The sequence below is a fragment of the Streptomyces mobaraensis NBRC 13819 = DSM 40847 genome (assembly GCF_017916255.1).
Lineage (GTDB): Bacteria > Actinomycetota > Actinomycetes > Streptomycetales > Streptomycetaceae > Streptomyces > Streptomyces mobaraensis.
In genome coordinates, this window is the sequence record NZ_CP072827.1 from 464,034 (window position 1) to 483,678 (window position 19,645).

19 protein-coding genes and 1 pseudogene are annotated in these 19,645 nt (G+C 77.3%); 12 read left to right on the forward strand and 8 right to left on the reverse strand.

Annotated elements, in window-relative coordinates:
• Window positions 1-40: 40 nt before the first annotated feature.
• The 10 genes and pseudogenes from J7W19_RS01765 (at window position 41) to J7W19_RS01810 (ending at window position 10,951) form a co-directional block, all read left to right on the forward strand.
• Window positions 41-1,696, forward strand: a complete 1,656-nt coding sequence (locus J7W19_RS01765) for a carbamoyltransferase family protein (RefSeq protein WP_004941537.1) — start codon at window positions 41-43, stop codon at window positions 1,694-1,696.
• Window positions 1,693-2,775, forward strand: a complete 1,083-nt coding sequence (locus tag J7W19_RS01770; RefSeq protein ID WP_004941540.1) for a glycosyltransferase family 2 protein — start codon at window positions 1,693-1,695, stop codon at window positions 2,773-2,775. Before J7W19_RS01765 ends, J7W19_RS01770 begins: the two co-directional genes overlap by 4 nt.
• Window positions 2,772-3,608 carry a D-glycero-alpha-D-manno-heptose-1,7-bisphosphate 7-phosphatase gene (locus J7W19_RS33730; protein WP_004941541.1) on the forward strand — a complete coding sequence of 279 codons (837 nt, stop codon included), beginning with the start codon at window positions 2,772-2,774 and terminating at the stop codon, window positions 3,606-3,608. The genes J7W19_RS01770 and J7W19_RS33730 overlap by 4 nt, the downstream gene beginning before the upstream one ends.
• Complete coding sequence (locus J7W19_RS01780) at window positions 3,605-4,669, forward strand: glycosyltransferase family 9 protein (RefSeq protein WP_004941544.1); 1,065 nt, start codon at window positions 3,605-3,607, stop codon at window positions 4,667-4,669. Before J7W19_RS33730 ends, J7W19_RS01780 begins: the two co-directional genes overlap by 4 nt.
• Window positions 4,666-5,628 carry a glycosyltransferase gene (locus J7W19_RS01785; protein ID WP_004941546.1) on the forward strand — a complete coding sequence of 321 codons (963 nt, stop codon included), beginning with the start codon at window positions 4,666-4,668 and terminating at the stop codon, window positions 5,626-5,628. The genes J7W19_RS01780 and J7W19_RS01785 overlap by 4 nt, the downstream gene beginning before the upstream one ends.
• On the forward strand, window positions 5,625-6,857 hold the full coding sequence (locus J7W19_RS01790) for a glycosyltransferase (protein ID WP_004941549.1): 1,233 nt from the start codon (window positions 5,625-5,627) through the stop codon (window positions 6,855-6,857). Before J7W19_RS01785 ends, J7W19_RS01790 begins: the two co-directional genes overlap by 4 nt.
• Entirely contained in the window at window positions 6,854-7,465 is a 612-nt protein-coding gene (locus J7W19_RS01795) for a D-sedoheptulose-7-phosphate isomerase (protein WP_004941552.1), read from the forward strand. The genes J7W19_RS01790 and J7W19_RS01795 overlap by 4 nt, the downstream gene beginning before the upstream one ends.
• Before the next feature lie 25 nt (window positions 7,466-7,490).
• Window positions 7,491-8,876: pseudogene (gene rfaE2, locus J7W19_RS01800) on the forward strand (D-glycero-beta-D-manno-heptose 1-phosphate adenylyltransferase); the annotation flags it as partial.
• Between the two features lie 698 nt (window positions 8,877-9,574).
• A complete protein-coding gene (locus J7W19_RS01805) occupies window positions 9,575-10,651 on the forward strand; it encodes a glycosyltransferase family 9 protein (protein ID WP_004941556.1) in 1,077 nt (358 codons plus the stop codon).
• A gap of 72 nt (window positions 10,652-10,723) precedes the next feature.
• Window positions 10,724-10,951, forward strand: a complete 228-nt coding sequence (locus J7W19_RS01810; RefSeq protein WP_004941559.1) for a DUF6480 family protein — start codon at window positions 10,724-10,726, stop codon at window positions 10,949-10,951.
• 49 nt (window positions 10,952-11,000) lie between these two features.
• On the opposite strand, the gene J7W19_RS01815 is transcribed toward J7W19_RS01810, so the two are convergent.
• The 4 genes from J7W19_RS01815 to J7W19_RS01830 form a co-directional block, all read right to left on the reverse strand.
• Window positions 11,001-12,230: an MFS transporter gene (locus tag J7W19_RS01815; RefSeq protein ID WP_106429558.1), complete on the reverse strand. Its 1,230-nt coding sequence runs from the start codon at window positions 12,228-12,230 to the stop codon at window positions 11,001-11,003.
• Window positions 12,231-12,872: 642 nt separating this feature from the next.
• Window positions 12,873-13,541 carry a UdgX family uracil-DNA binding protein gene (locus J7W19_RS01820; protein ID WP_004941565.1) on the reverse strand — a complete coding sequence of 223 codons (669 nt, stop codon included), beginning with the start codon at window positions 13,539-13,541 and terminating at the stop codon, window positions 12,873-12,875.
• Window positions 13,538-14,503 (reverse strand): SDR family NAD(P)-dependent oxidoreductase, encoded by a 966-nt coding sequence (locus J7W19_RS01825; protein ID WP_152265700.1) that lies wholly within the window; start codon window positions 14,501-14,503, stop codon window positions 13,538-13,540. Before J7W19_RS01825 ends, J7W19_RS01820 begins: the two co-directional genes overlap by 4 nt.
• Before the next feature lie 16 nt (window positions 14,504-14,519).
• The gene (locus tag J7W19_RS01830) at window positions 14,520-15,047 is read right to left on the reverse strand and encodes a DUF1360 domain-containing protein (protein WP_004955613.1); all 528 of its coding nucleotides are present in this window, start codon (window positions 15,045-15,047) and stop codon (window positions 14,520-14,522) included.
• 163 nt (window positions 15,048-15,210) lie between these two features.
• Between J7W19_RS01830 and J7W19_RS01835 the strand changes: the two genes are divergently transcribed.
• Complete coding sequence (locus tag J7W19_RS01835) at window positions 15,211-16,230, forward strand: SMP-30/gluconolactonase/LRE family protein (protein WP_004955615.1); 1,020 nt, start codon at window positions 15,211-15,213, stop codon at window positions 16,228-16,230.
• Window positions 16,231-16,234: 4 nt separating this feature from the next.
• Here J7W19_RS01835 and J7W19_RS01840 read toward each other — a convergent pair whose 3' ends face one another.
• Both J7W19_RS01840 and J7W19_RS01845 read right to left on the reverse strand, forming a co-directional pair.
• On the reverse strand, window positions 16,235-16,558 hold the full coding sequence (locus tag J7W19_RS01840; RefSeq protein ID WP_004955619.1) for a hypothetical protein: 324 nt from the start codon (window positions 16,556-16,558) through the stop codon (window positions 16,235-16,237).
• 134 nt (window positions 16,559-16,692) lie between these two features.
• Window positions 16,693-17,229, reverse strand: a complete 537-nt coding sequence (locus J7W19_RS01845; protein ID WP_004955620.1) for a DUF6328 family protein — start codon at window positions 17,227-17,229, stop codon at window positions 16,693-16,695.
• 213 nt (window positions 17,230-17,442) lie between these two features.
• On the opposite strand from J7W19_RS01845, the gene J7W19_RS01850 reads away from it, so the two are divergent.
• A complete protein-coding gene (locus J7W19_RS01850) occupies window positions 17,443-17,598 on the forward strand; it encodes a hypothetical protein (RefSeq protein WP_004955622.1) in 156 nt (51 codons plus the stop codon).
• A 66-nt stretch (window positions 17,599-17,664) separates the two neighbouring features.
• Here the strand turns inward: J7W19_RS01850 and J7W19_RS32615 are convergent, their stop codons facing one another.
• Window positions 17,665-18,345 (reverse strand): HAD family hydrolase, encoded by a 681-nt coding sequence (locus J7W19_RS32615; protein WP_004955625.1) that lies wholly within the window; start codon window positions 18,343-18,345, stop codon window positions 17,665-17,667.
• Window positions 18,342-19,547, reverse strand: coding sequence for a zinc-dependent alcohol dehydrogenase (locus tag J7W19_RS32620; protein WP_004955627.1), 1,206 nt, complete (start codon window positions 19,545-19,547; stop codon window positions 18,342-18,344). The genes J7W19_RS32615 and J7W19_RS32620 overlap by 4 nt, the downstream gene beginning before the upstream one ends.
• Window positions 19,548-19,645: the final 98 nt, after the last annotated feature.

Below are 19,645 nucleotides of genomic sequence, written 5' to 3' on the forward strand. Positions count from 1 at the left end.
GGAGTCCCGGCGTCCGACCCCACCAGAGACGGAGCACGGCATGCGCATCCTCGGTATCAACGCCCTCTTCCACGACCCGGCCGCGGCGCTGGTCGCCGACGGGCGGATCGTCGCCGCCGCCGAGGAGGAGCGGTTCTCCCGGCGCAAGCACGGCAAGCGGCCGGTGCCGTTCGCGGCCTGGGAGCTGCCGGTGCTCTCCGCCCGGTGGTGCCTGGAACACGCCGGGCTGAGCCCCGGCGACCTGGACGCCGTCGCCTACTCCTACGACCCGGCGCTCGCCCTGCCCGCCGCCGAGATGGGACTCGACGACCCGTGGGACCACCTGCGGCAGACCTACGCCCGCGAGGCGCCGGCCTTCCTCGCCGACGCCCTGCCCGGACTGGACCCGGCGCGCGTCCGCTTCGTCGCCCACCACGTCGCGCACGCCGCGTCCGCCGGCCTCGCGGCGCCGCACGCCGACAGCGCGGTCCTCGTCCTCGACGGGCGCGGCGAGTGCGCCTCGCACCTGGCCGGCCGCTACACCGGCGGTGACCTGGAGGTGCTGGCCGCTCAGCGGCTGCCGCAGTCCCTGGGCCTGGTCTACGAGGAGCTGACCGAGCACCTGGGCTTCCTGCGCAGCAGCGACGAGTACAAGGTGATGGCCCTCGCGGCGTACGGGAAACCGCGGTTCCTGACCGAGGTGCGGAAGTACCTGCACGCCACGGAGGACGGCGGGTTCCGGGCGAGCGCGGTGCCCTGGGCGGCGCTCACCGAGCCGCGCGCCCCCGGCCAGGAGTGGACGCAGGACCACGCCGACCTCGCCGCCAGCACCCAGCAGTGCCTGGAGGAGCTGCTGCTGGACCTGGCGCGCTGGCTGCACGGCCGCACCGGCGCCGAGTCGCTGGCCATGGCCGGCGGGGTGGCCCTCAACTGCGTCGCCAACTCCCGGATCGCCGTGGAGGGTCCGTTCCGCCGGGTCTGGGTGCAGCCCGCCGCCGGCGACGCGGGCACGGCGCTGGGCGCCGCGCTCCAGCTCGCGGCGGACGGCGGCGCCCCGACCGCGCCGATGGACGGCGCCGACCTGGGCCGCGGCTGGTCCGACGAGGAGCTGCGCGGCTGGCTGGAGCGGGCCCAAGTGCCGTACGAGCGCCCGCCGGACATCGCGGCGGCGGTCGCCGAGACGCTGGCCGCCGACGGGATCGTCGCCTGGTTCCAGGGCCGCAGCGAGTACGGGCCCCGGGCACTGGGCCACCGGTCGCTGATGGCCCATCCCGGCCGGGCCGAGAACCTGGAGCGGCTCAACCACGTCAAGGGGCGCGAGGAGTTCCGGCCGGTCGCGCCGATGGTCCTCGCCGACCGGGCGGCCGAGATCTTCGAAGGGCCGCTGCCCAGCCCGTACATGCTGTTCGTGCACGGCGTGGCCCGGCCCTGGCGGGACCGCATCCCGGCGGTGGTGCACGTGGACGGCACGGCCCGGATCCAGACCGTCGAGCCGCGGCGGGAGCCGCTGGTGGCCCGGATGCTCGCCGAGTTCGAGCACCGCACCGGACTGCCCGTCGTCGTCAACACCAGCCTCAACACGGCCGGCCGGCCGATGGTCGACGACCCGCGCGACGCGCTGGAGTGCTTCGGCTCGGCGCCCGTGGACCTGCTGGCCATCGGACCGTACGCGGTCCGGCGCGGCGGGGCGTACGCCGGAGGGAGGGCCTCCACATGAACTCCATCCCCGGAACGGCGAGTTCCTTCGGCTACGCGGTGGTGATCCCCACCGTCGGGCGGCCCTGCCTCGCCGACTGCCTCGACGCGCTGGCGTCGTCGGCGGGCCCCGAGCCCCGCGAGGTGGTCGTCGTCGACGACCGCCGGGGCCCCCGGCACGCCCGGCCGCCGCTGCCCCTGGCGGCCCTGGGGACGCTGCGGCCCCGCGCGTCGGTGCTCAGCTCCGGCGGCCGCGGGCCGGCGGCGGCCCGCAACACCGGCCGGCGCGCGGTGGACAGCCCCTGGGTGGTCTTCCTCGACGACGACGTCCTGGTGGGGCCCGCGTGGCGCGACGACCTGGCGGGCGACCTGCTGCGGGCGGGCCCCGACGTGGCCGGCGTCCAGGGCGTCGTCGAGGTGCCGCTGCCGTCCGGCCGGCGCCCCACCGACTGGGAGCGCAACACCGCCGGACTCGCGGACGCCCGGTGGGCCACGGCCGACATGGCGTACCGCACCGCCGTCCTGGAGGCGGTGGGCGGCTTCGACGAGCGCTTCCCGCGCGCCTTCCGCGAGGACGCCGACCTGGCGTTGCGCGTCCTGGCGACCGGCCGGCGGCTGGAGCGCGGCACCCGGACGACCCGGCACCCGGTGCGGCCGGCGGGCCCCTGGGTCTCGGTGCGCACCCAGGCGGGCAACGCCGACGACGCGCTGATGCGGCGGCTGCACGGCCCCGACTGGTGGGAGCGGGCCGGGGCGCCGCGCGGGCGGCTGCGCGGGCACGCGATGGTGACCGCGGCCGGAACGCTGGCGGCGGCCCTCGCCCTGTCCGGCCACCCGGGCGCGGGCGCGGCGGCGGCCGTGGGCTGGGCGCTGGGCACGGCCGAGTTCGCCTGGGCCCGGATCGCGCCGGGCCCGCGGACCGCGCCCGAGGTGGCGGCGATGCTCGCGACCAGCGCGGTCATCCCGCCGCTGGCGGTCTGCCACCGGCTGCGCGGCACCTGGCGGCACCGCGGCGTCCGGCCGGTCCGGCCGGCGGCGGGCGGCCCGCTCGTCGTCCCGGTGCCGGTGCGGACCGCCCCGCGCAAGGGGGCGCGGCCATGACGGCCCGCCGGCTCCCGGCCGCCGTGCTGTTCGACCGGGACGGCACGCTGGTCCGCGACGTGCCCTACAACGGCGACCCGGCCCGGGTGGTCCCCGCCCCCGGCGCCCGGCAGGCGGTGTCCCTGCTGCGGGCGCTGGGCGTCCCCCTCGGCGTGATCAGCAACCAGTCGGGCGTGGCCCGGGGCCTGCTGACCCTCGCCCAGGTGGACCGGGTGAACGCGCGCGTCGAACGGCTGCTCGGCCGGTTCGACGTCTGGGCGGTCTGCCCGCACGGCCCCGACGACGGCTGCCCCTGCCGCAAGCCCGCCCCGGGCCTGGTCCTGACGGCCGCCCGGACGCTGGGCGTCGACCCCGAGGAGTGCGTGGTCATCGGCGACATCGGCGGCGACATGGACGCCGCCGCGGCGGCGGGCGCCTCCGGCGTCCTCGTCCCGACCCGGGCGACGCGCCTGGAGGAGGTGGCCCGCGCGGCCTGCTGGGCGCCGGACCTGCCGGCGGCGGTGCGGATCGCGCTCGCGCGCCGCGGGGGCGGGGCCGGGGACGCCGGGGGCCCGGCGGGAGCCCCGGCCACCGTCGGCGCGCCGGGCCCCGCCCGCACGGCCTCCGGGAGCGGCATCCCGCCGGGGGCGGGGGCCCGCGTCCGGGCGGTCCGCAAGACCCTGCCGGCCACGGTGGGCGGCGTACGGTCCCGTGCCGGGGCCGTACCGTCGGACCCGCACCCGGCCCCGACCGGGAACCGCGGGACCGGAGCCCCCGGCCGCGCCCCGGCCCCGCCGGCCGGGCTCCGCCCGGGCTCCCGCGCCCCCCGCTCCCAGGGAGGCGGTCGGTCGTGAAAGCGCTCGTGGCCCGGCTCGACAGCTTCGGGGACGTCCTGCTCGCCGGCCCGGCGGTGCGGGCGGTCGCCGCGGGCGCGGACCGGACGACGCTGCTGTGCGGGCCGCGCGGCGCGCCCGCCGCGCGGATGCTGCCCGGCGTGGACGAGGTGGTGGTGTGGGACGCGCCGTGGGTGGGGTTCGAGCCGCCGGCGGTGGAGCGGGCGGACGTCGAGGCGTTCGTGGGGCGGATCGCCGCGGACCCGCCGGACGTCGCCCTGATCCTCACCTCGTTCCACCAGAGCCCGCTGCCCCTGGCCCTGCTGCTGCGGCTGGCCGGGGTGCGGCGCGTCGCGGCGGACAGCGTGGACTATCCGGGCGCCCTCCTGGACGTACGGCACCGGCGGGGGCCGCGCCGGCACGAGGCGGCCGCCGCGCTGGACCTCGCCGAGGCGGCCGGTTTCCGGTTGCCGGACGGGGACGACGGACGGCTCGCCGTCCGCGAACTGCCGGACCCGCTCCCGGAGTTGCGCGACGAGCCCGGCTACATCGCCGTGCATCCCGGCGCGGCCGTGCCCGCCCGCCGGTGGAGCGGCGACCGGTGCGCGGCGGCGGTCCGGGCGCTGGCCCGGGCCGGCTACCGGGTGGTGGTCACCGGCGGCGCCGGGGAGGGCGAGCTGACGGCGGCCGTCGCCGGGGGCGTCGCCCTCGACCTGGGCGGGCGGACCGGTCCGGCCGAGCTGGCCGGGGTGCTGGCGCGCGCCGCCGCCGTCGTCGTCGGCAACACCGGCCCGGCGCATCTGGCGGCGGCCGTGGGCACGCCGGTGGTGTGCCTGTTCGCGCCGGTGGTGCCGGCCGAGCGCTGGGCGCCGTACGGGGTGCCGCATGTGCTGCTCGGCGACGAGCGGGCGCCCTGCGCCGGCAGCAGGGCCCGGGACTGCCCGGTTCCCGGCCACCCGTGCCTCAACGGAGTGTCCCCCGAGGACGTCCTGGCCGCCGTGGAGAAGCTGACCGGGCGCACGCCCGGCCTGGAACCCCCTCGAGGGACCCATCCGACGGAACGGACGGAGCGAACGCCATGAGGATCCTGCTGTGGCACGTGCACGGCTCGTGGACGACGGCGTTCGTCCAGGGCCCGCACACCTACCTGGTGCCGGTGACGCCGGACCGCGGCCCGGACGGGCTGGGCCGCGCGGCCACCTTCGACTGGCCGGAGTCGGTCGTCGAGCTGCCCCCGGAGGAGCTCCGGGACACCGACGTCGACCTGCTGGTCCTGCAGCGCCCGCACGAGATCGGGCTGGCCCGCGAGTGGCTGGGCCGCCGCCCGGGCGTCGACGTCCCCACGGTCTACCTGGAGCACAACGCGCCGGGCGGGCCGGTCCCGGACACCCGGCACCCGGCCGCGGACCGCCGGGACCTGACGATCGTGCACGTCACGCACTTCAACCGGCTGATGTGGGACTGCGGGACGACGCCCACCGCCGTGATCGAGCACGGCATCGTCGACCCCGGCCCGCTGTGGACGGGCCGGCTGGAGCGGGCCGCCGTGGTCGTCAACGAGCCGCTGCGGCGCGGCCGGACGACCGGCACGGACCTGCTCCCCTACCTCTCGGAGGCCGCGCCGCTGGACGTGTTCGGCATGGGCACGGAGGGGATCGCCGCGAGGCTGGGCCTCCCGGAGGACCGCTGCCGGGGCCGGGAGCTCGTCCAGAGCGCCCTGCACCACGCCCTGGCGGAGCGCCGGGTGTACCTGCACCCGGTGCGCTGGACCTCGCTGGGCCTGTCGCTGCTGGAGGCGATGCACCTCGGCATGCCGGTGGTGGCGCTGGCGACCACGGAGGCGTGCGAGGCGGTGCCGCCGGGCGCGGGGGTGCTGTCCAACCGGCCGGACGTGCTGCACGACGCCGTCCGCGGCTTCGTCGCCGAGCCGGAGCTGGCCCGCGAGACGGGCCGCGCGGCCCGCACGGCGGCCCTGGCCCGCTACGGGCTGCCCCGGTTCCTGGACGACTGGGACCGGTTGATCAAGGAGGTGACGCGATGAGGATCGCCATGGTGTCCGAGCACGCGAGCCCGCTGGCCGCACTCGGCGGCCCCGACGCCGGGGGCCAGAACGTCTACGTGGCGCGGCTGGCGGACCTGCTCGCCGAGCGCGGCCACGAGGTGACCGTCTACACGCGGCGGGACGACGCGGCGTCGCCCGACCGGGTGCCGCTGCCCTCCGGGGCGGTGGTGGAGCACGTCCGCGCCGGCCCCGACCGGTACGTGCCCAAGGACCGGCTGCTGTCCCATATGCCGCACTTCGGCGGGCACTTGGCGCGGGCGTGGCGGCACGACCGGCCGGACGTGGTGCACGCCCACTTCTGGATGTCCGGCATGGTGGCGCTGATGGGCACGCACGGGCTCGGGGTGCCCGTCGTCCAGACGTACCACGCGCTGGGCACGGTGAAGCGGCGGCACCAGGGGAAGGCGGACACCAGCCCGCCGGAGCGGCTGGAGGTGGAGCGGACCATCGGCGCGACCTGCGCCCGGGTGCTGGCCACCTGTTCCGACGAGGTGGACGAGCTGGAGCTGATGGGCGTCGCCCGGGACCGCTGCTCGGTGGTGCCGTGCGGGGTGGACACCGAGCACTTCTCGGCCCGCGGCCGGGTCGCGCTGACCCCGGCCCGCCGGGCCCGGCACCGGCTGCTGGTGGTCGGCCGGCTCGTCCCCCGCAAGGGCGTCGACCTGGCCCTGAAGGCGCTCCAGCGGATCCCCGACGCCGAGTTGGTGGTGGCCGGCGGACCGCCCGTCGACGGGCTGCTGAAGGACCCGGAGGCGGTACGGCTGCTGGGCCTGGCCCGTCGGCTGCGGGTCGCCGACCGGCTGGTGCTGCTGGGCTGCGTACCCCACGAGGAGATGCCCGCGCTGATCCGCAGCGCCGACGTGGTGCTGTGCACGCCGGTGTACGAGCCGTTCGGCATCGTGCCGCTGGAGGCGATGGCCTGCGGCGTCCCGGTGGTGGCCACGGACGTGGGCGGGCACCGCGACACGGTGGCGCACGGCGAGACCGGGCTGCTGGTGCCGCCCGGGAAGCACGTCGAACTGGCCGACGCCGTCACCGGGTTGCTCGCCGATCCCGAGCGGCTGGCGGCGTACGGCCGCGAGGGGCGGGCCCGGGCGGTGGCCCGGTACACCTGGGAGACGGTGACGGACGGCGTCGAGCAGGTCTACGAACAGGTCGCGGAACGGGTCGCGGAACCGGCCCCGGTCGCCTCGGGAGGTGTGCGATGACCGTCACCCGTACCGTACGGCCGCCGGACACCGCCGGCGGCGACCACTGCGGCCGGCTGCTGACGGCCCTGGAGCTGTTCCGCGCGGAGCAGGCGGCCGTCGCGGAGCGCTGGGGCCGGCGACTGGCCGGGGTGCTGTCCGCCGGCGGCCGGCTGCTGGCCGCCGGCAACGGCGGCAGCGCCGCCCAGGCGCAGCACCTGACGGCCGAGCTGGTCGGCCGCTACCGCGAGGACCGGCCGCCGTTCTCGGCCCTCGCCCTGCACGCCGACACCTCCAGCTGCACGGCGATCGTCAACGACTACGGTCCGGACGAGCTGTTCGCCCGCCAGGTGCGGGCGCACGCGCGCCCCGGCGACGTCCTGATCCTGCTGTCGACGAGCGGGGCCAGCCCCAACCTGCTGGCCGCCGCGGCGGCGGGCCGCGCCTCCGCCATGGAGGTGTGGTCGCTGACCGGCCCGGCCCCCAACCCGCTCGCCGAGGCCGGTCACGACCGGCTGTGCGTGGCGGCCGGGACGACGGCGAACGTCCAGGAACTGCACCTGGTCGCCGTGCACCTGCTGTGCGCCGCCTTCGACGCGGCGCTCGCGGCGGGACACCGCGGCCCCTGAGGAACAGCGACAGTTGGGAGCCCCCATGACGTCCCGGACCCCTCTTCTGGTCGTCGGCGACGCGCTGCTCGACCGCGACCTGGCCGGCACCGCGGACCGGCTCGCGCCGGACGCGCCCGTCCCGGTCCTGGACGACTGCGAGGAGCGGCTGCGGCCGGGCGGCGCCGCGCTGGCCGCCTACCTGGCGGCACGGGCGGGCCGGCCGGTGACCCTGGTGACGCCCCTGGGCACCGACCCGGCCGCCCGCCAGGTGCGCGAACTCCTCGAACCCTGGCTCCGGTTGGTCCCGCTGCCGACTGACGGCCCGCTGCCGGAGAAGACCCGGGTGATGGCGGGCGGCCGCCCCGTGGTCCGGCTCGACCGGGGCGCCGGCCGCGCGGCCGGGGCCACCGAACGGGCGCTGGAGGCCGTCGCGGAGGCCCGCGCGATCCTCGTCGCCGACTACGCCCGGGGCACCGCCGACGTCCTCCGCGACGCGCTCGCCGCCCGGGCCCCGCACACCGCCCTGGTCTGGGACCCGCACCCGCGCGGCCGGCCGCCGGTGCCCGGCGCCCGGCTGGTGACGCCGACCGGCGAGGAGGCCCGCCGGTTCGCGGCGGACGCCGCGGACGCCGACGGTGACGGCGACGCGCTGGGCGCGGTCGCCCGCACGGCGGCCGAACTGGTGCGCCGCTGGCACGCGGTGAGCGTCGCGGTCACCCTCGGCGGGCGCGGCGCGCTGCTCTCGCAGGGCGACAGCCCGCTGCTGGTGCCGACGGCCGCCCGGCACAGCGGTGACGCGTGCGGCGCCGGCGACTGCTTCGCCGCCACGGCCGCGGGCCTGCTCGGCGACGGCGCCCTGCCGGCCGAGGCCGTCCAGGAGGCGGTGGCGGCGGCCACCCGCTATGTGGCGGAGGGCGGCCCGCGCGCGGTGTCGGGCGGCCCCAGCCCGGCGCCGCCCTTCGCCGGCGGCACGGACACCGACGCGCTGCGGCTGGCCCGCCGGGTCCGCGCGGCGGGCGGCACGGTCGTGGCGGCGGGCGGCTGCTTCGACCTGCTGCACGCCGGGCACGTCAGCCTGCTCCAGCAGGCCCGGGGCATCGGCGACTGCCTGATCGTCTGCCTCAACTCGGACGCCTCCGTGCGCCGCCGCAAGGGCGACGGCCGCCCGATCAACCCCCTGCACGACCGCATCAGGGTGCTCCGCGCCCTCCAGTGCGTCGACGCGGTGGCCGTCTTCGACGAGGACACCCCCGAGGCCCTCCTCTCCGAACTCCGCCCGCACATCTGGGTCAAGGGCGGCGACTACGCCGTCGAACAGCTCCCGGAGGCCCCCCAGCTCGCCTCCTGGGGCGGCCAGGCCGTCCTCCTCCCCTACCTCGACGGCCGCTCCAGCACGCTGCTCGCGACGCGGGCCGCTTCGTGTGCGGAGCGCGGGGGCCTCCGGCCGCCGGCGAACGGGACGGACCGTCCGCCCGCCGCCGGTGCCGTGCGCGCGGCCACGGCCGGAGGCCCGGCGCGGACGGAGAGCCCTCCGGACGCACCGGTGGGCGCGGGTCCGGCCATGGACACGGTGGCGGTGGGAGGCCCGGACGCCCGGCGTGCCGACGCGGCTTCGGCCCCCGCCGGCCGGGGCGCAACCGCGACCGGGGGCCCGGAACCCGGCACCGGCCCGTCACCGGCAGGAGACGCACCGAACGGGCGCACCGGTACGGGACCGCACACGAGCACGGCGGCGGTACGGGGCCCGGGTGCCGGCCCGGCCACGGCTCGCGGTCGGCGACCGGAGAGCGGCGTCGGCGCGGACGCGGCGCGCGGAGCGGGGGGCGGGCCCGCTGCCGGAGGCGGCGGGGCGGGGACCGGCGGCGTACGCGGTACCAGGGGTGGGCCGGCCGTCGGTGGCCTACGGCCCCGGGCGGCCGCGGGCGGTGGTGCGTCCGGCCACGCCGGCGAGGGAGACGGTGCGGATGCGGCGGGACGTGCCGGAGGTGGCCCGGTCGTCGACGCTCCGGGGGTCCGGCACGGTACTCGTGGCGGTGCCTCTCGGCGTACGGGACCCGCGCGGGACGAGCGACGGTGAGCGCGAGGCCGGCCGGGGGCTCCGGCTCGCGGGTAGGCCCCGGCTCGCGGGTGGTACGGCCGTCCCGCGCGGCCGCGGCGCCGGGCCGCGGCCGGCTGCTGGTGCTGCGCGCCCTGGGGCTCGGGGACCTGCTCGCGGGGGTGCCCGCGCTGCGGGCGCTGCGCGGGGCGCATCCGGAGCACGAGATCGTGCTCGCGGCGCCGGCGGGGCTCGCGCCCGTCGCCGCCGCCACCGGCGCCGTGGACCGGCTGCTCCCCGCGTCCGCGCCCGGCCGGGCCGTACCGGACGCCCTGGCGTGGACCGGCCGTCCGCCGGAGGTCGCCGTCGACCTGCACGGCAACGGGCCGCCGAGCCACCGGCTGCTCTCCGCGCTGCGGCCGGGGCGGTTGCTGGCCTTCGCCCACCCGGGCACCCCCGAGATCGACGGGCCGCCGTGGCGGGCGGACGAACACGAGCGCGAGCGCTGGTGCCGGCTGCTGCGCTCGTACGGCGTCCCGGCCGACGCCGGCGACCTCGCCCTGCCGCGTCCCGACACCCCCTCCCCGGCCCCCGGGGCGGTGGTCGTGCACCCCGGCGCCGCCTCCGCCGCCCGCCGCTGGCCGCCGGAGCGGTACGCGGCGGTGGTGCGCGCCCTCGTCGCGGCGGGCCGCGACGTGGTGGTCACGGGCGGGCCCGGTGAGGAGGAGCTGGTGCGGGAGGTGGCGGCCCCGGGCGGGCGTCCGCTGGCCGGGGGGCTGCCGTTCGCCGCCCTGTCGGCGCTCGTCGCGGGGGCGGAGGCGGTCGTCAGCGGGGACACGGGCATCGCCCATCTGGCCGTGGCCCACGCCACCCCCAGCGTCACCCTCTTCGGTCCCGTCTCCCCCGCGCTCTGGGGCCCGCCGCCCTCCCCGCGCCACCGGGCGCTCTGGCATCCGGGCCCGCCCGGCGACCCGCACGGCCGCCGGCCCGACCCGCTGCTGCTGCGGATCGGGGTGGACGAGGTGGTGGAGGCGCTGCGGGCGGTGGCGGACCGGGGACCGCGGCGGCCCGTACCCGCGGGAAACGGTGAAAGGGCCGGGCCGGGGCACCCGTCCGCCAAGCCGCCCGGCGCCCCGCGTGGCCCCCGTCCCCGCCGCGCGGCACCCTGAAGGCGAAGGGCGACAGCCACCGGAACACCGCGGGGGACGACACGACAGGAACACGACAGGAAGGTGACCGCCATGACCGGCACCAACCCCGATCCGGACCCGGCCCGCACCCCCGGCCTGGAGCCCGGCGGCGGCGTACCGCCGGGCGAGACGCCGCCCGGCGAGGACAGCACGGGCGGCGCGGGCCCCCGGGAGACCTACAACCCGACGCGGGGCTGGGCGAAGGGGCCGCTCGTCGCCATCGGCCTGCTCGTCCTGGTCTTCGTCGTGACGGTGATCATCTGGGCCGCCCTGGTGTGAGGCGCCACCGGGAGGGGCGCACGATCGCCGGGCCCGCGCCCGGCCGCGCTCAGGCCGCCGTCTGGAAGGCCGGCTCGGCGACCGGCGCCACCGCCGGACGGACGGACGGCGCGCCCCGTCGGCGGCGGAACAGCATGCCCGCGCCGATGACGGCCGTGATGACCACACCACCGATGACCAGCGCCCCCCGCTCGCCCGCGCCCTGCACGAGGAGGCCCAGCAGCGGCGGCCCGGCGAGGCCCCAGGCGGTGCTGACGCTGCGCCAGACGCCGAGGACGCGGCCGCGCATGTGCGGCGGCGGGTCGGTCTGCAGGACGGTCGTGGTGGCCGTGTCCGACACGGACTCCACGATCGCCATCGGCACCACCATCACCAGCAGCATCATCAGCATCGGGCTGACGCCCGCCGCGATCTGCAGCACCGCGCCCGCCGCGGCGAGCAGCGCGACCAGCCGCACGGTCGGCTTCCGCAGCCGACCGGCCACCACGGCACCCACGATGCCGCCGACGGCGAGCAGCGCGGAGACCAGCCCGTAGGCGCCGGCGCCGCCGTGCAGCGGCCCGGTGACGAGCGTGGCGAGGGTGAGCTGGTAGTTGCGGCCGAGGACGGCGCTGACCGCGGCGATCACCGCGAGGGCGACCAGCGTGCGGCGGCTGAGGAAGAAGGCCAGGCCCGCGCGCCCTCCCCCGGCCGCCGCGTCGGCCGGCGCGGCCGCGGCCGCCGCGGCGGCGTCCGGGTGCAGCTTGAGGAACGGGATGACCGCGGTCACGAACACGAACGACGCGCCGTTGAGCGCGTAGGCGCCCGCCGTCCCGATGGTGGCGATGCCGACGGCCGCGAGGGCGGTGCCGGCGAGCCGGCCGACGCTGTGCACGACCGAGCCCAGGGCGATGGCCGAGGGCACGTCCTTCTCCGGGACGAGGTCGTTCCCGAGCAGCGAGGTCGCCGGCCCGTCGACGGTGGCGATCAGGCCGGTCACGGCCGCGAGGATCATCAGGACGGGCACGGTGAGCATGCCGCAGCCCACCAGCACGGCGGTGGTGAAGGCCACGGCGGCCAGCAGCGCCTGGCTGACGGCGGCGGTGAGCTTGCGCGGCAGCCGGTCCACGACAGCACCGCCGAGCAGGCCGAACAGCAGGCCCGGCGCGGCCTGGACGGACAGCGAGAGGCCGGTCGCGGCGGCGGAGCCGGTGAGCTGGAGGACGAGCAGGTTCTGCACGGTCAGCTGCATCCAGGTGCCGAGGTTCGACACCAGGTTGGCGGCCGACCACCAGCGCATGCTGCGGCTGCGCAGACAGCGCCAGGGCGACCGGTCGCCCTTGCCCCCGGCCGGACGGCGGGTGAGCAGGGCGCGGACCGGGCGCACACGGGGGGCGGCATCGGTCGTCAGGGCTGCGGGCTGGGCTGGCGTGGGGCGCAAGGGTCCGTCCGTGGGTAGGCGGGTCGGGCGGGCCGGCACGTTCGGGCCCCACGCGTCCGCGCGCCGTGGGCGGCGCGTGCGGATCTGTCGTCCGGGCGTCGAAGACCCCGCCGCGGACGCGGCGGGGGCCGGGAGGACGCCGTGGACGGGCTCGCACGACGGGCGGCGCTCCTGGCGTCCCGAACATCGTCACAAGCGGTTCCCCGCCGGGAGAAGCGTGCGGGCTGTGCGGTGGGTCACCACGGGGGAAGCCGCAGGTGGGGGGCGTGATCGCGGGCCAGTGGGCCCGGTCACAGGGGGGTGCCCCGGCCCCGCCCTTTCACCGTTTCTTGCGGGGGCTCCGCCCCCGCACCCCCGAAACCGCGCTCCGCGCGGTTGTCCTCAAACGCCGGACGGGCTATATCAGCCCGTCCGGCGTTTGAGGACGAGCGGCGGAGCCGCGAAAGGGGGGTCTGGGGGCGCAGCCCCAGGAAACGGCGAAAGGGCGGGACCGGGGCAACCTCACCCCAGCAACCGCCCCGCCACCCGCAGATCCGCGACCAGCCCCCCATACATCTCCGCCCTCCCCGCCTCGTCCGCCCGCAACACCGCCGACGGATGAATCGTGGCGACGAGCGCCCCCTCCCCCATCCCGGCCGGCAGCGCCAGCGGCACCCCCCGGTCACGGCCGACCCGGAACCCCGACCCGAGGAGGGCCTTCCCGGCAGACGCGCCGAGCGTGACGACGACCTCCGGAGCGACCGACCGCAGCTCCTCCAGCAGCCACGGCTTGCACGCGCTGATCTCGCGCAGACTCGGCGCCTTGTGAATCCGCCGCTTCCCCCGGGCCGCGGGCTCGAACTTGAAGTGCTTCACGGCATTGGTGACATACGTTCCGCCGGGATCGATCCCGGCCTCGGCGAGCGCCCGGTCGAGGACGCCCCCGGCGGGCCCGACGAAAGGGTGCCCCTTGCGGTCCTCCTGGTCGCCGGGCTGCTCGCCGACGAGGAGGACGCGGGCCGAGGCGTCGCCGGTGCCGAAGACGGTCTGGGAGGCGTTCTGGTGCAGCGGGCAGCCGTGGCAGCCGGCCGCCGCGTCCCGCAGGGCGTCGAGGTCCGCGCCGGCGGGGACGAAGGGCGACGCGTCGTAGGCGCCCTCGCCGGACGAGCCCGCCGCCGCGCCCCGGGTCACGGCTCGGTCCGCTGGTTGTAGCGGCGGGCGGCCCGGTCGTTGAGCACGGTGAGGCGGGCGACCGCCGCGGAGCCGAGCCGGCGGGCGGCCTGCCGGCCGGGTACGTCGTGCGCGGGCCCCGGCCCGCCGCGCGGCAGCAGCCGGGCGCCGAGGGTGAGGGCGCGGGTGGTGGTGGCGGGGGCCACGCCGTGCAGCCGGACGGCGGCCTTGGCGACCGGGGTGAGCACCAGCTCGGGGCGGCGGCGTTCGGCGGCGCGGACGATGGCGCGGGCCGCCCGCTCGGCGTCCATGGACAGCAGCGGCAGCCCGGAGGAGACGGCGAACCAGGCGTACTCCCGGGTGGCCCGGCCGCTGAAGCGGGCGGCCGTGTGCGAACCGGTGCGCATCAGACCGGGCAGGACGGTGGTGACGCTGATGCCGTCGGCGGCGAGTTCGGCCCGCAGGCCCTCGGAGAGGCCGGTGAGGGCGAACTTGGCGCCGGCGTAGGGCAGTAGGTGGGGTGCGGCGATCCGGCCGCCGAGCGAGGCGATGGTGACGACGCGCCCGCCGCCGCGTTCGCGCATCTCCGGCAGGGCGGTCAGGACCAGCCGCAGCGGCGCGAAGTACATGGTCTCCATCGCGTCGCGGAAGTCCGTCTCGGTCATCGCGGACACCGGCCCCACCTGGATGTTGCCGGCGTTGTTGACGAGGATGTCGATGCCGCCGAACGCGGCGGTCGTGGCGTCGACGAGCCGCCGGGCGGCCGAGGGGCCGGTGATGTCGCAGGCGAGGGCGCGGATGTCGGCGCCTTCGGCGCGCAGCATGCGTTCGGCCCGGGCGAGTTCCTCGCCGTCGCGGGCGCAGACGAGCACCTTGCAGCCGCGGCGGGCGAGTTCGCGGGCGATGAGCAGCCCGAGGCCGCGGGAGGCGCCGGTCACCAGCGCGGCGCGGCCTGCCAGGCGGTCGTGGGACGGGTGCGTCATGGGCTCTCCTTGGCGGTCACTCGCCGACGGCCTGCTGCATCCGGACCCGCGCGAACTGCAGCAGGTCGGAGCCGGTGAGCGCGGTGAGGGCGGCGGCGGCCAGCCGGGTGGGCCGGGGGGCGAAGACCAGTCCGGCCGCCAGCCCGCTGACGATCCACAGGCCGGTGCAGAACGGGCAGGTGATCAGCTCGCCGACGACCTTGCGGGCGCCGCGGCCGCGCACCTCCTCCTGGACTTCGCCGGGGCCGCCGGCCCCGCGGAAGCGGGCGAACGGGACGCGCAGCGGGCTGGTCACGGAGTCCTTGGTGAGCAGCCGGGACAGCCGGTGGGTGGCGCCCGCGCACAGCAGCACGTCCCAGGGTCCGGGCTCGGGCACCCGGCGGCCGGCGAGCCGGGCGGCGCCGGCCAGGGCGGCGATGCCGGCGACGTACACGCCCATGGCTCCGGCGTACGCTCCGACGGGGTGGTCCTCGCCTCCGTAGGCTTCCCGTTCCTCGTCGGCGGCCCGCCGCAGGCGGGTCTCGGCGTCCTCGGGGCTCGGCATGGTGCCTCCTGCTGTGCGCGTCGTCGGTCGGTTCGGGTCCGTGCCGCGCCCCGCCCACCGTGCCACGGGGCGGCGGGGCGCGCACGTCGGCCGGGGAGGGCCGTTTCCCGGGTGGTGCCGTGGGTACGCTCCCGGCCTCGTCCCGCCAGGAAGGGTTCTCCCGATGTCCTCGCGCAAACCCCCTCTCCGTCCGGTCGTCTGGCACCCGCCGCGCCGTCCCCGGGGCCCGGTCCGCGGCGCGGCTCCGGCCGGACTGTCCCCGGTGCGGCGGCTGCCGCTGGGCGCCTCCGGCCCGGAGGACGTCCGGTGGGACGCCGCCGCGGACCGGCTGCTGACCGGGGTGGCGGACGGGCGGATCCTCTCCGTGGACCCGGCGGGCGGCCCGCCCCGGACGCTCGCCGCCACCGGAGGGCGCCCGCTGGGCCTGTGCCCGCTCCCCGACGGGCGGCTGCTGGTCTGCGACGCCGAACGCGGGCTGCTGCGCCTCGACCCGGCGTCCGGCCGCACCGAGACGCTGCTGGGGGCGGACGGCGATCCGCTGTGGGTGTGCAGTAACGCGGTCGTCGCGCCGGACGGCGCCGTGTACGTCAGCGACGCCTCCGCCCGCTTTCCGCTGGAGCACTGGATGGGCGACCTGCTGGAGCACTCCGGCACCGGGCGGCTGCTGCGGTACGAACTTGGGGCCGCGCGCCCCGAAGTGGTGCTGGAGGGACTGCAGTTCGCCAACGGCGTGGCCGTGACCGGCGACGGCTCCTCCGTCGTGGTCGCCGAGTCGGGGGCGTACCGGCTGACGCGCCTGTGGCTGACGGGCCCGCGGGCGGGCCGCCGGGAGGTGTTCGCCGACGCGCTCCCCGGCTTCCCGGACAACCTCTCCACCGGCCCGGACGGCCTCGTCTGGGTGGCCCTGGCGGGCCCCCGCGAGCCCGTGCTCGACCTGCTGCACCGGTCGCCGCCGGTGCTCCGGCGGGCCGTCTGGGCGCTGCCGTCCGGGCTGCTGCCGGGCCCCCGGCCGGTCGTCCGGCTGCTGGCGCTGGACGCGGCGGGCCGGGTGGTCCGGGACCTGCGGCGGCCGGAGCGCGGCTACCGCATGGTCACGAGCGTGTGCGTGCACGCCGGACGGCTCTATCTGGGGAGCCTGGTGGAGTCGGCGGTGGGGATGACGGAACTGCCGGGCGCCGTATAGCCGGTCAGCGGCCGAGCGCCCGCTTCAGCTCGTCCTTGTTCATGTGCGACCGTCCTTCGACGTTCTTCTTCTTGGCCTCTTCGTAGAGCTGGTCCCTGGTCGGGCCCTTGGCCCCGGAATGCGACCGCTGGCCGCCCCGCTTGGAGGACGACATGTCCTGGAGGGAGGTGCGGCTGGCCGTCTTGGACTCGCCGGCGCGGGCGCGTTCCTTGTTGACCGTGCGGCTCGCGATCTCCTTGGCGCGCTCCTCGCTCGCGCCGCGCGCCTCCGCGCTGTCCTTGATGTGCTCGTACTGCCGCTCGCGCTTGGGGCTGGATCCTGCGGGCATGATGCTGCTCCTTCGCTCGCTGCGCTCGTTCCCCCCTGGACTCGCCTGCCCTCACCGTGACACGCCATGCGGGCCGCCGCCGGGGGAACGGGACCGATCGGGGGCGGAACGCGCCGGTCCGCACGCGGCCGGCGTCACTTGCGGGCGCGGTGGCGGAACAGCGCCCAGCAGGGCAGGGCGAACCAGCAGAACACGAACCAGACGACGAGCCCGGCGACCACCCACGGCACCGCCGGGCCGCGCAGGGCGACCCGCAGGATGAGCAGCAGCGCCGAGGTCACGGTGGCCAGCAGGAGCATCAGGCCGACGACGGTCAGCCGGGACGCCCACACCACCGTCTCGGGCTTCAGCCGCCGCCCGGTGACGATGCGGTGGAAGGAGACGGGTCCGACGAGGGAGCCGGTGGTGGCGGCCCCGAGCACCACCGTGACGACGTAGATGGTGCGGTCGGTGGGGGCGAGGGTGGTGAAGCGCGGGGTGAAGGCGACGGTCAGCAGGAAGCCGAAGAGGATCTGCACACCGGTCTGGGCGACCCGCACCTCCTGGAGGAGTTCGGTCCAGCGCCGGTCGGCGCGTTCCTCCGGCGTCTCGTGCCGTCCCTTGACCTCGTGCCGCTCGGTCTCGTCCCCCCTCCTCCGCGCGAGGTCGTCGCGTTCTCCGGGCGTGGGCATGGGGCGTCCTCCTCTGGCCCGGGCGGGTACCCCCGCGCGTCCCCGGCCATGCACGCCCCGGGGCGGCGCCGGGGCCCCCGCCGACGGGAGGACGGGCTCCCGGCCGCCGGAATCCAGGGGCGGACGACCAGGACAAAACGGATCAGGCGGAGGACACTGGAGGTGCACAGGCCGCCCCCATGGCGGGTGGGCGACCGACAGGAGGTGATCACTGTGGTGCCGCTGCTCCTGGTCCTGATCCTCGCGATCATTCTCTTCGGCGCGGGTTTCGCGGTGAAGATTTTGTGGTGGATCGCGCTGGCCGTGCTGGTCATCTGGCTGCTCGGCTTCCTCGTCCGCTCCGGTGGAGGCCGGTGGTACCGCTGGTAGCGCGGGCCCGCGCCCGGCGGGCCGCCGGGCGCGGGTGACCAGCGTGATCAGGCGTTCTCCGGGTGATCAGGCGTTCTCAAGACGCCCGAAGGGACTGTCGTCCAGCCTCGCCAGCAGGTCGGCGGGGGCGCGGTAGACCGCGACCGCACCGGCCTCCTCCAGTTCGGCGCGCGCGATGCCGCCGGACAGCAGGGCGACGCAGTCCACCCCGGCCTTCCGGGCCGCGTGCACGTCCCAGACGGTGTCGCCGAGGAACAGCGCCCGTCCGGGCTCGGTTCCGGCCTGTTCCAGGGCCTGCCGCACGGGGCCGGGCGCGGGTTTGCTCGCCTCGACGTCGTCGGCGCTGGTAGCGGCCGTGATCGCGTCGTCCGCCCCGATCGCCTTCCGCAGCGCCGTCAGTTCGGAACCCTGGGCCGAGGTGGCGAGGACGACGCGCCAGCCGCGCCCGGCGAGGGTCCGCACCAGCTCCTGGGCGCCCTCCACGACCGGCAGCCGTTCGAACCAGGTGGCGTAGAGGGTCTTGTGCGCGGCGCTGATGGCCTCGTCGGCGCCGCGGTCGCGGTCCTCGCCCAGCAGCCGGTCGAGGAGTCTGCCGGAGCCCATGCCGATGGTGTGGTGGACGTCCGTCATCGCGACCCGGTGCCCGGCCTGGCGGAGCGCCTCGAACCAGCAGACGGTGTGCAGGTAGTTGGTGTCGACGAGGGTGCCGTCGACGTCCAGGAGGGCCGCGAGCGGCCGGCCGGTCACGCGGCGGCCCCGGGCTTCAGCAGGGTCTTGACCATGCCGTCCACCTTGGCCTGGAACGTCCGGTAGGCCTTCGGGCCCTCCTCCAGCGGCAGGACGTGGGTGGCGAAGCCCTCGACGCCGAGCGGGTCGGCGTCGTCGAGGAGCGGCAGGATGCCGTCCACCCAGCGGCGGACGTTGGCCTGGCCCATGCGGAGCTGGATCTGCTTGTCGAACATGGTCATCATCGGCATCGGGTCGAGCATCCCGCCGTAGACGCCGGAGAGGGAGACGGTCCCACCGCGCCGCACCGCCTCGATCGCCGTGTGCAGCGCCGCCAGCCGGTCCACCCCCGCCCGCTCCATCAGCGGGCGCGCCCACGCGTCCGGCAGCATGCCGACGAGCTGGTGGGCCGCCTTCCCCGCCGGCGCGCCGTGCGCCTCCATGCCGACGGCGTCGATGACGGCGTCGGTCCCGCGCCCCTGGGTGAGGTCCCGGATGGCGGTGACGACATCGTCGCCGGTCTCGGTGTGGGCGCGCAGGTCGAGGACGGTCACGCCCCGGGCGGCGGCCCGGGCGAGCCGCTCGGGCACCAGGTCGACGCCGATGACCAGGCTCGCGCCGCGGTGCAGGGCGATCCGGGCGGACATGTCGCCGATCGGCCCGAGGCCCAGCACCGTGACGGTGCCGCCGGGCGGGATCGCGGCGTACTCGACGGCCTGCCAGGCGGTGGGCAGGACGTCGGAGAGGTAGACGTACCGCTCGTCGGGTGGCCCGTGCGGCACCTTGACCGGCAGTGTGTTCCCGAACGGCACCCGCAGGAACTCGGCCTGCCCGCCGGGCACCTGGCCGTAGAGCTTGCTGTAGCCGAACAGGGCGGCGCCCATGCCGCGCTCGCGCACCTGGGTGGTCTCGCACTGCGACTGCAGTCCCTGGCCGCACATGTGGCAGGTGCCGCAGGAGACGTTGAAGGGGACCACGACCCGGTCGCCGGGGGCGAGGGCGGTGACGTCCGGGCCGGTCTCCTCGACGACGCCCATCGCCTCGTGGCCGAGGATGTCGCCCGGGTCGAGGAACGGTCCGAGGACCTCGTAGAGGTGGAGGTCCGATCCGCAGATGCCGGTGGAGGTGACGCGGACGATGACGTCCGTGGGCTCCTCCAGCCGGGGGTCGGGAACCGTCTCCACCCGGACGTCCCGTTTTCCGTGCCAGGTCAGGGCCCGCATGCCGTCTCCCTCGTGCAGCTTCTCGTCGCTTCCCGCCTGAACCGCGCCCCGCCCTCCGGCGCTCCGGAGAGGCCGAATTCGGGAGGCCGGATTCCGGT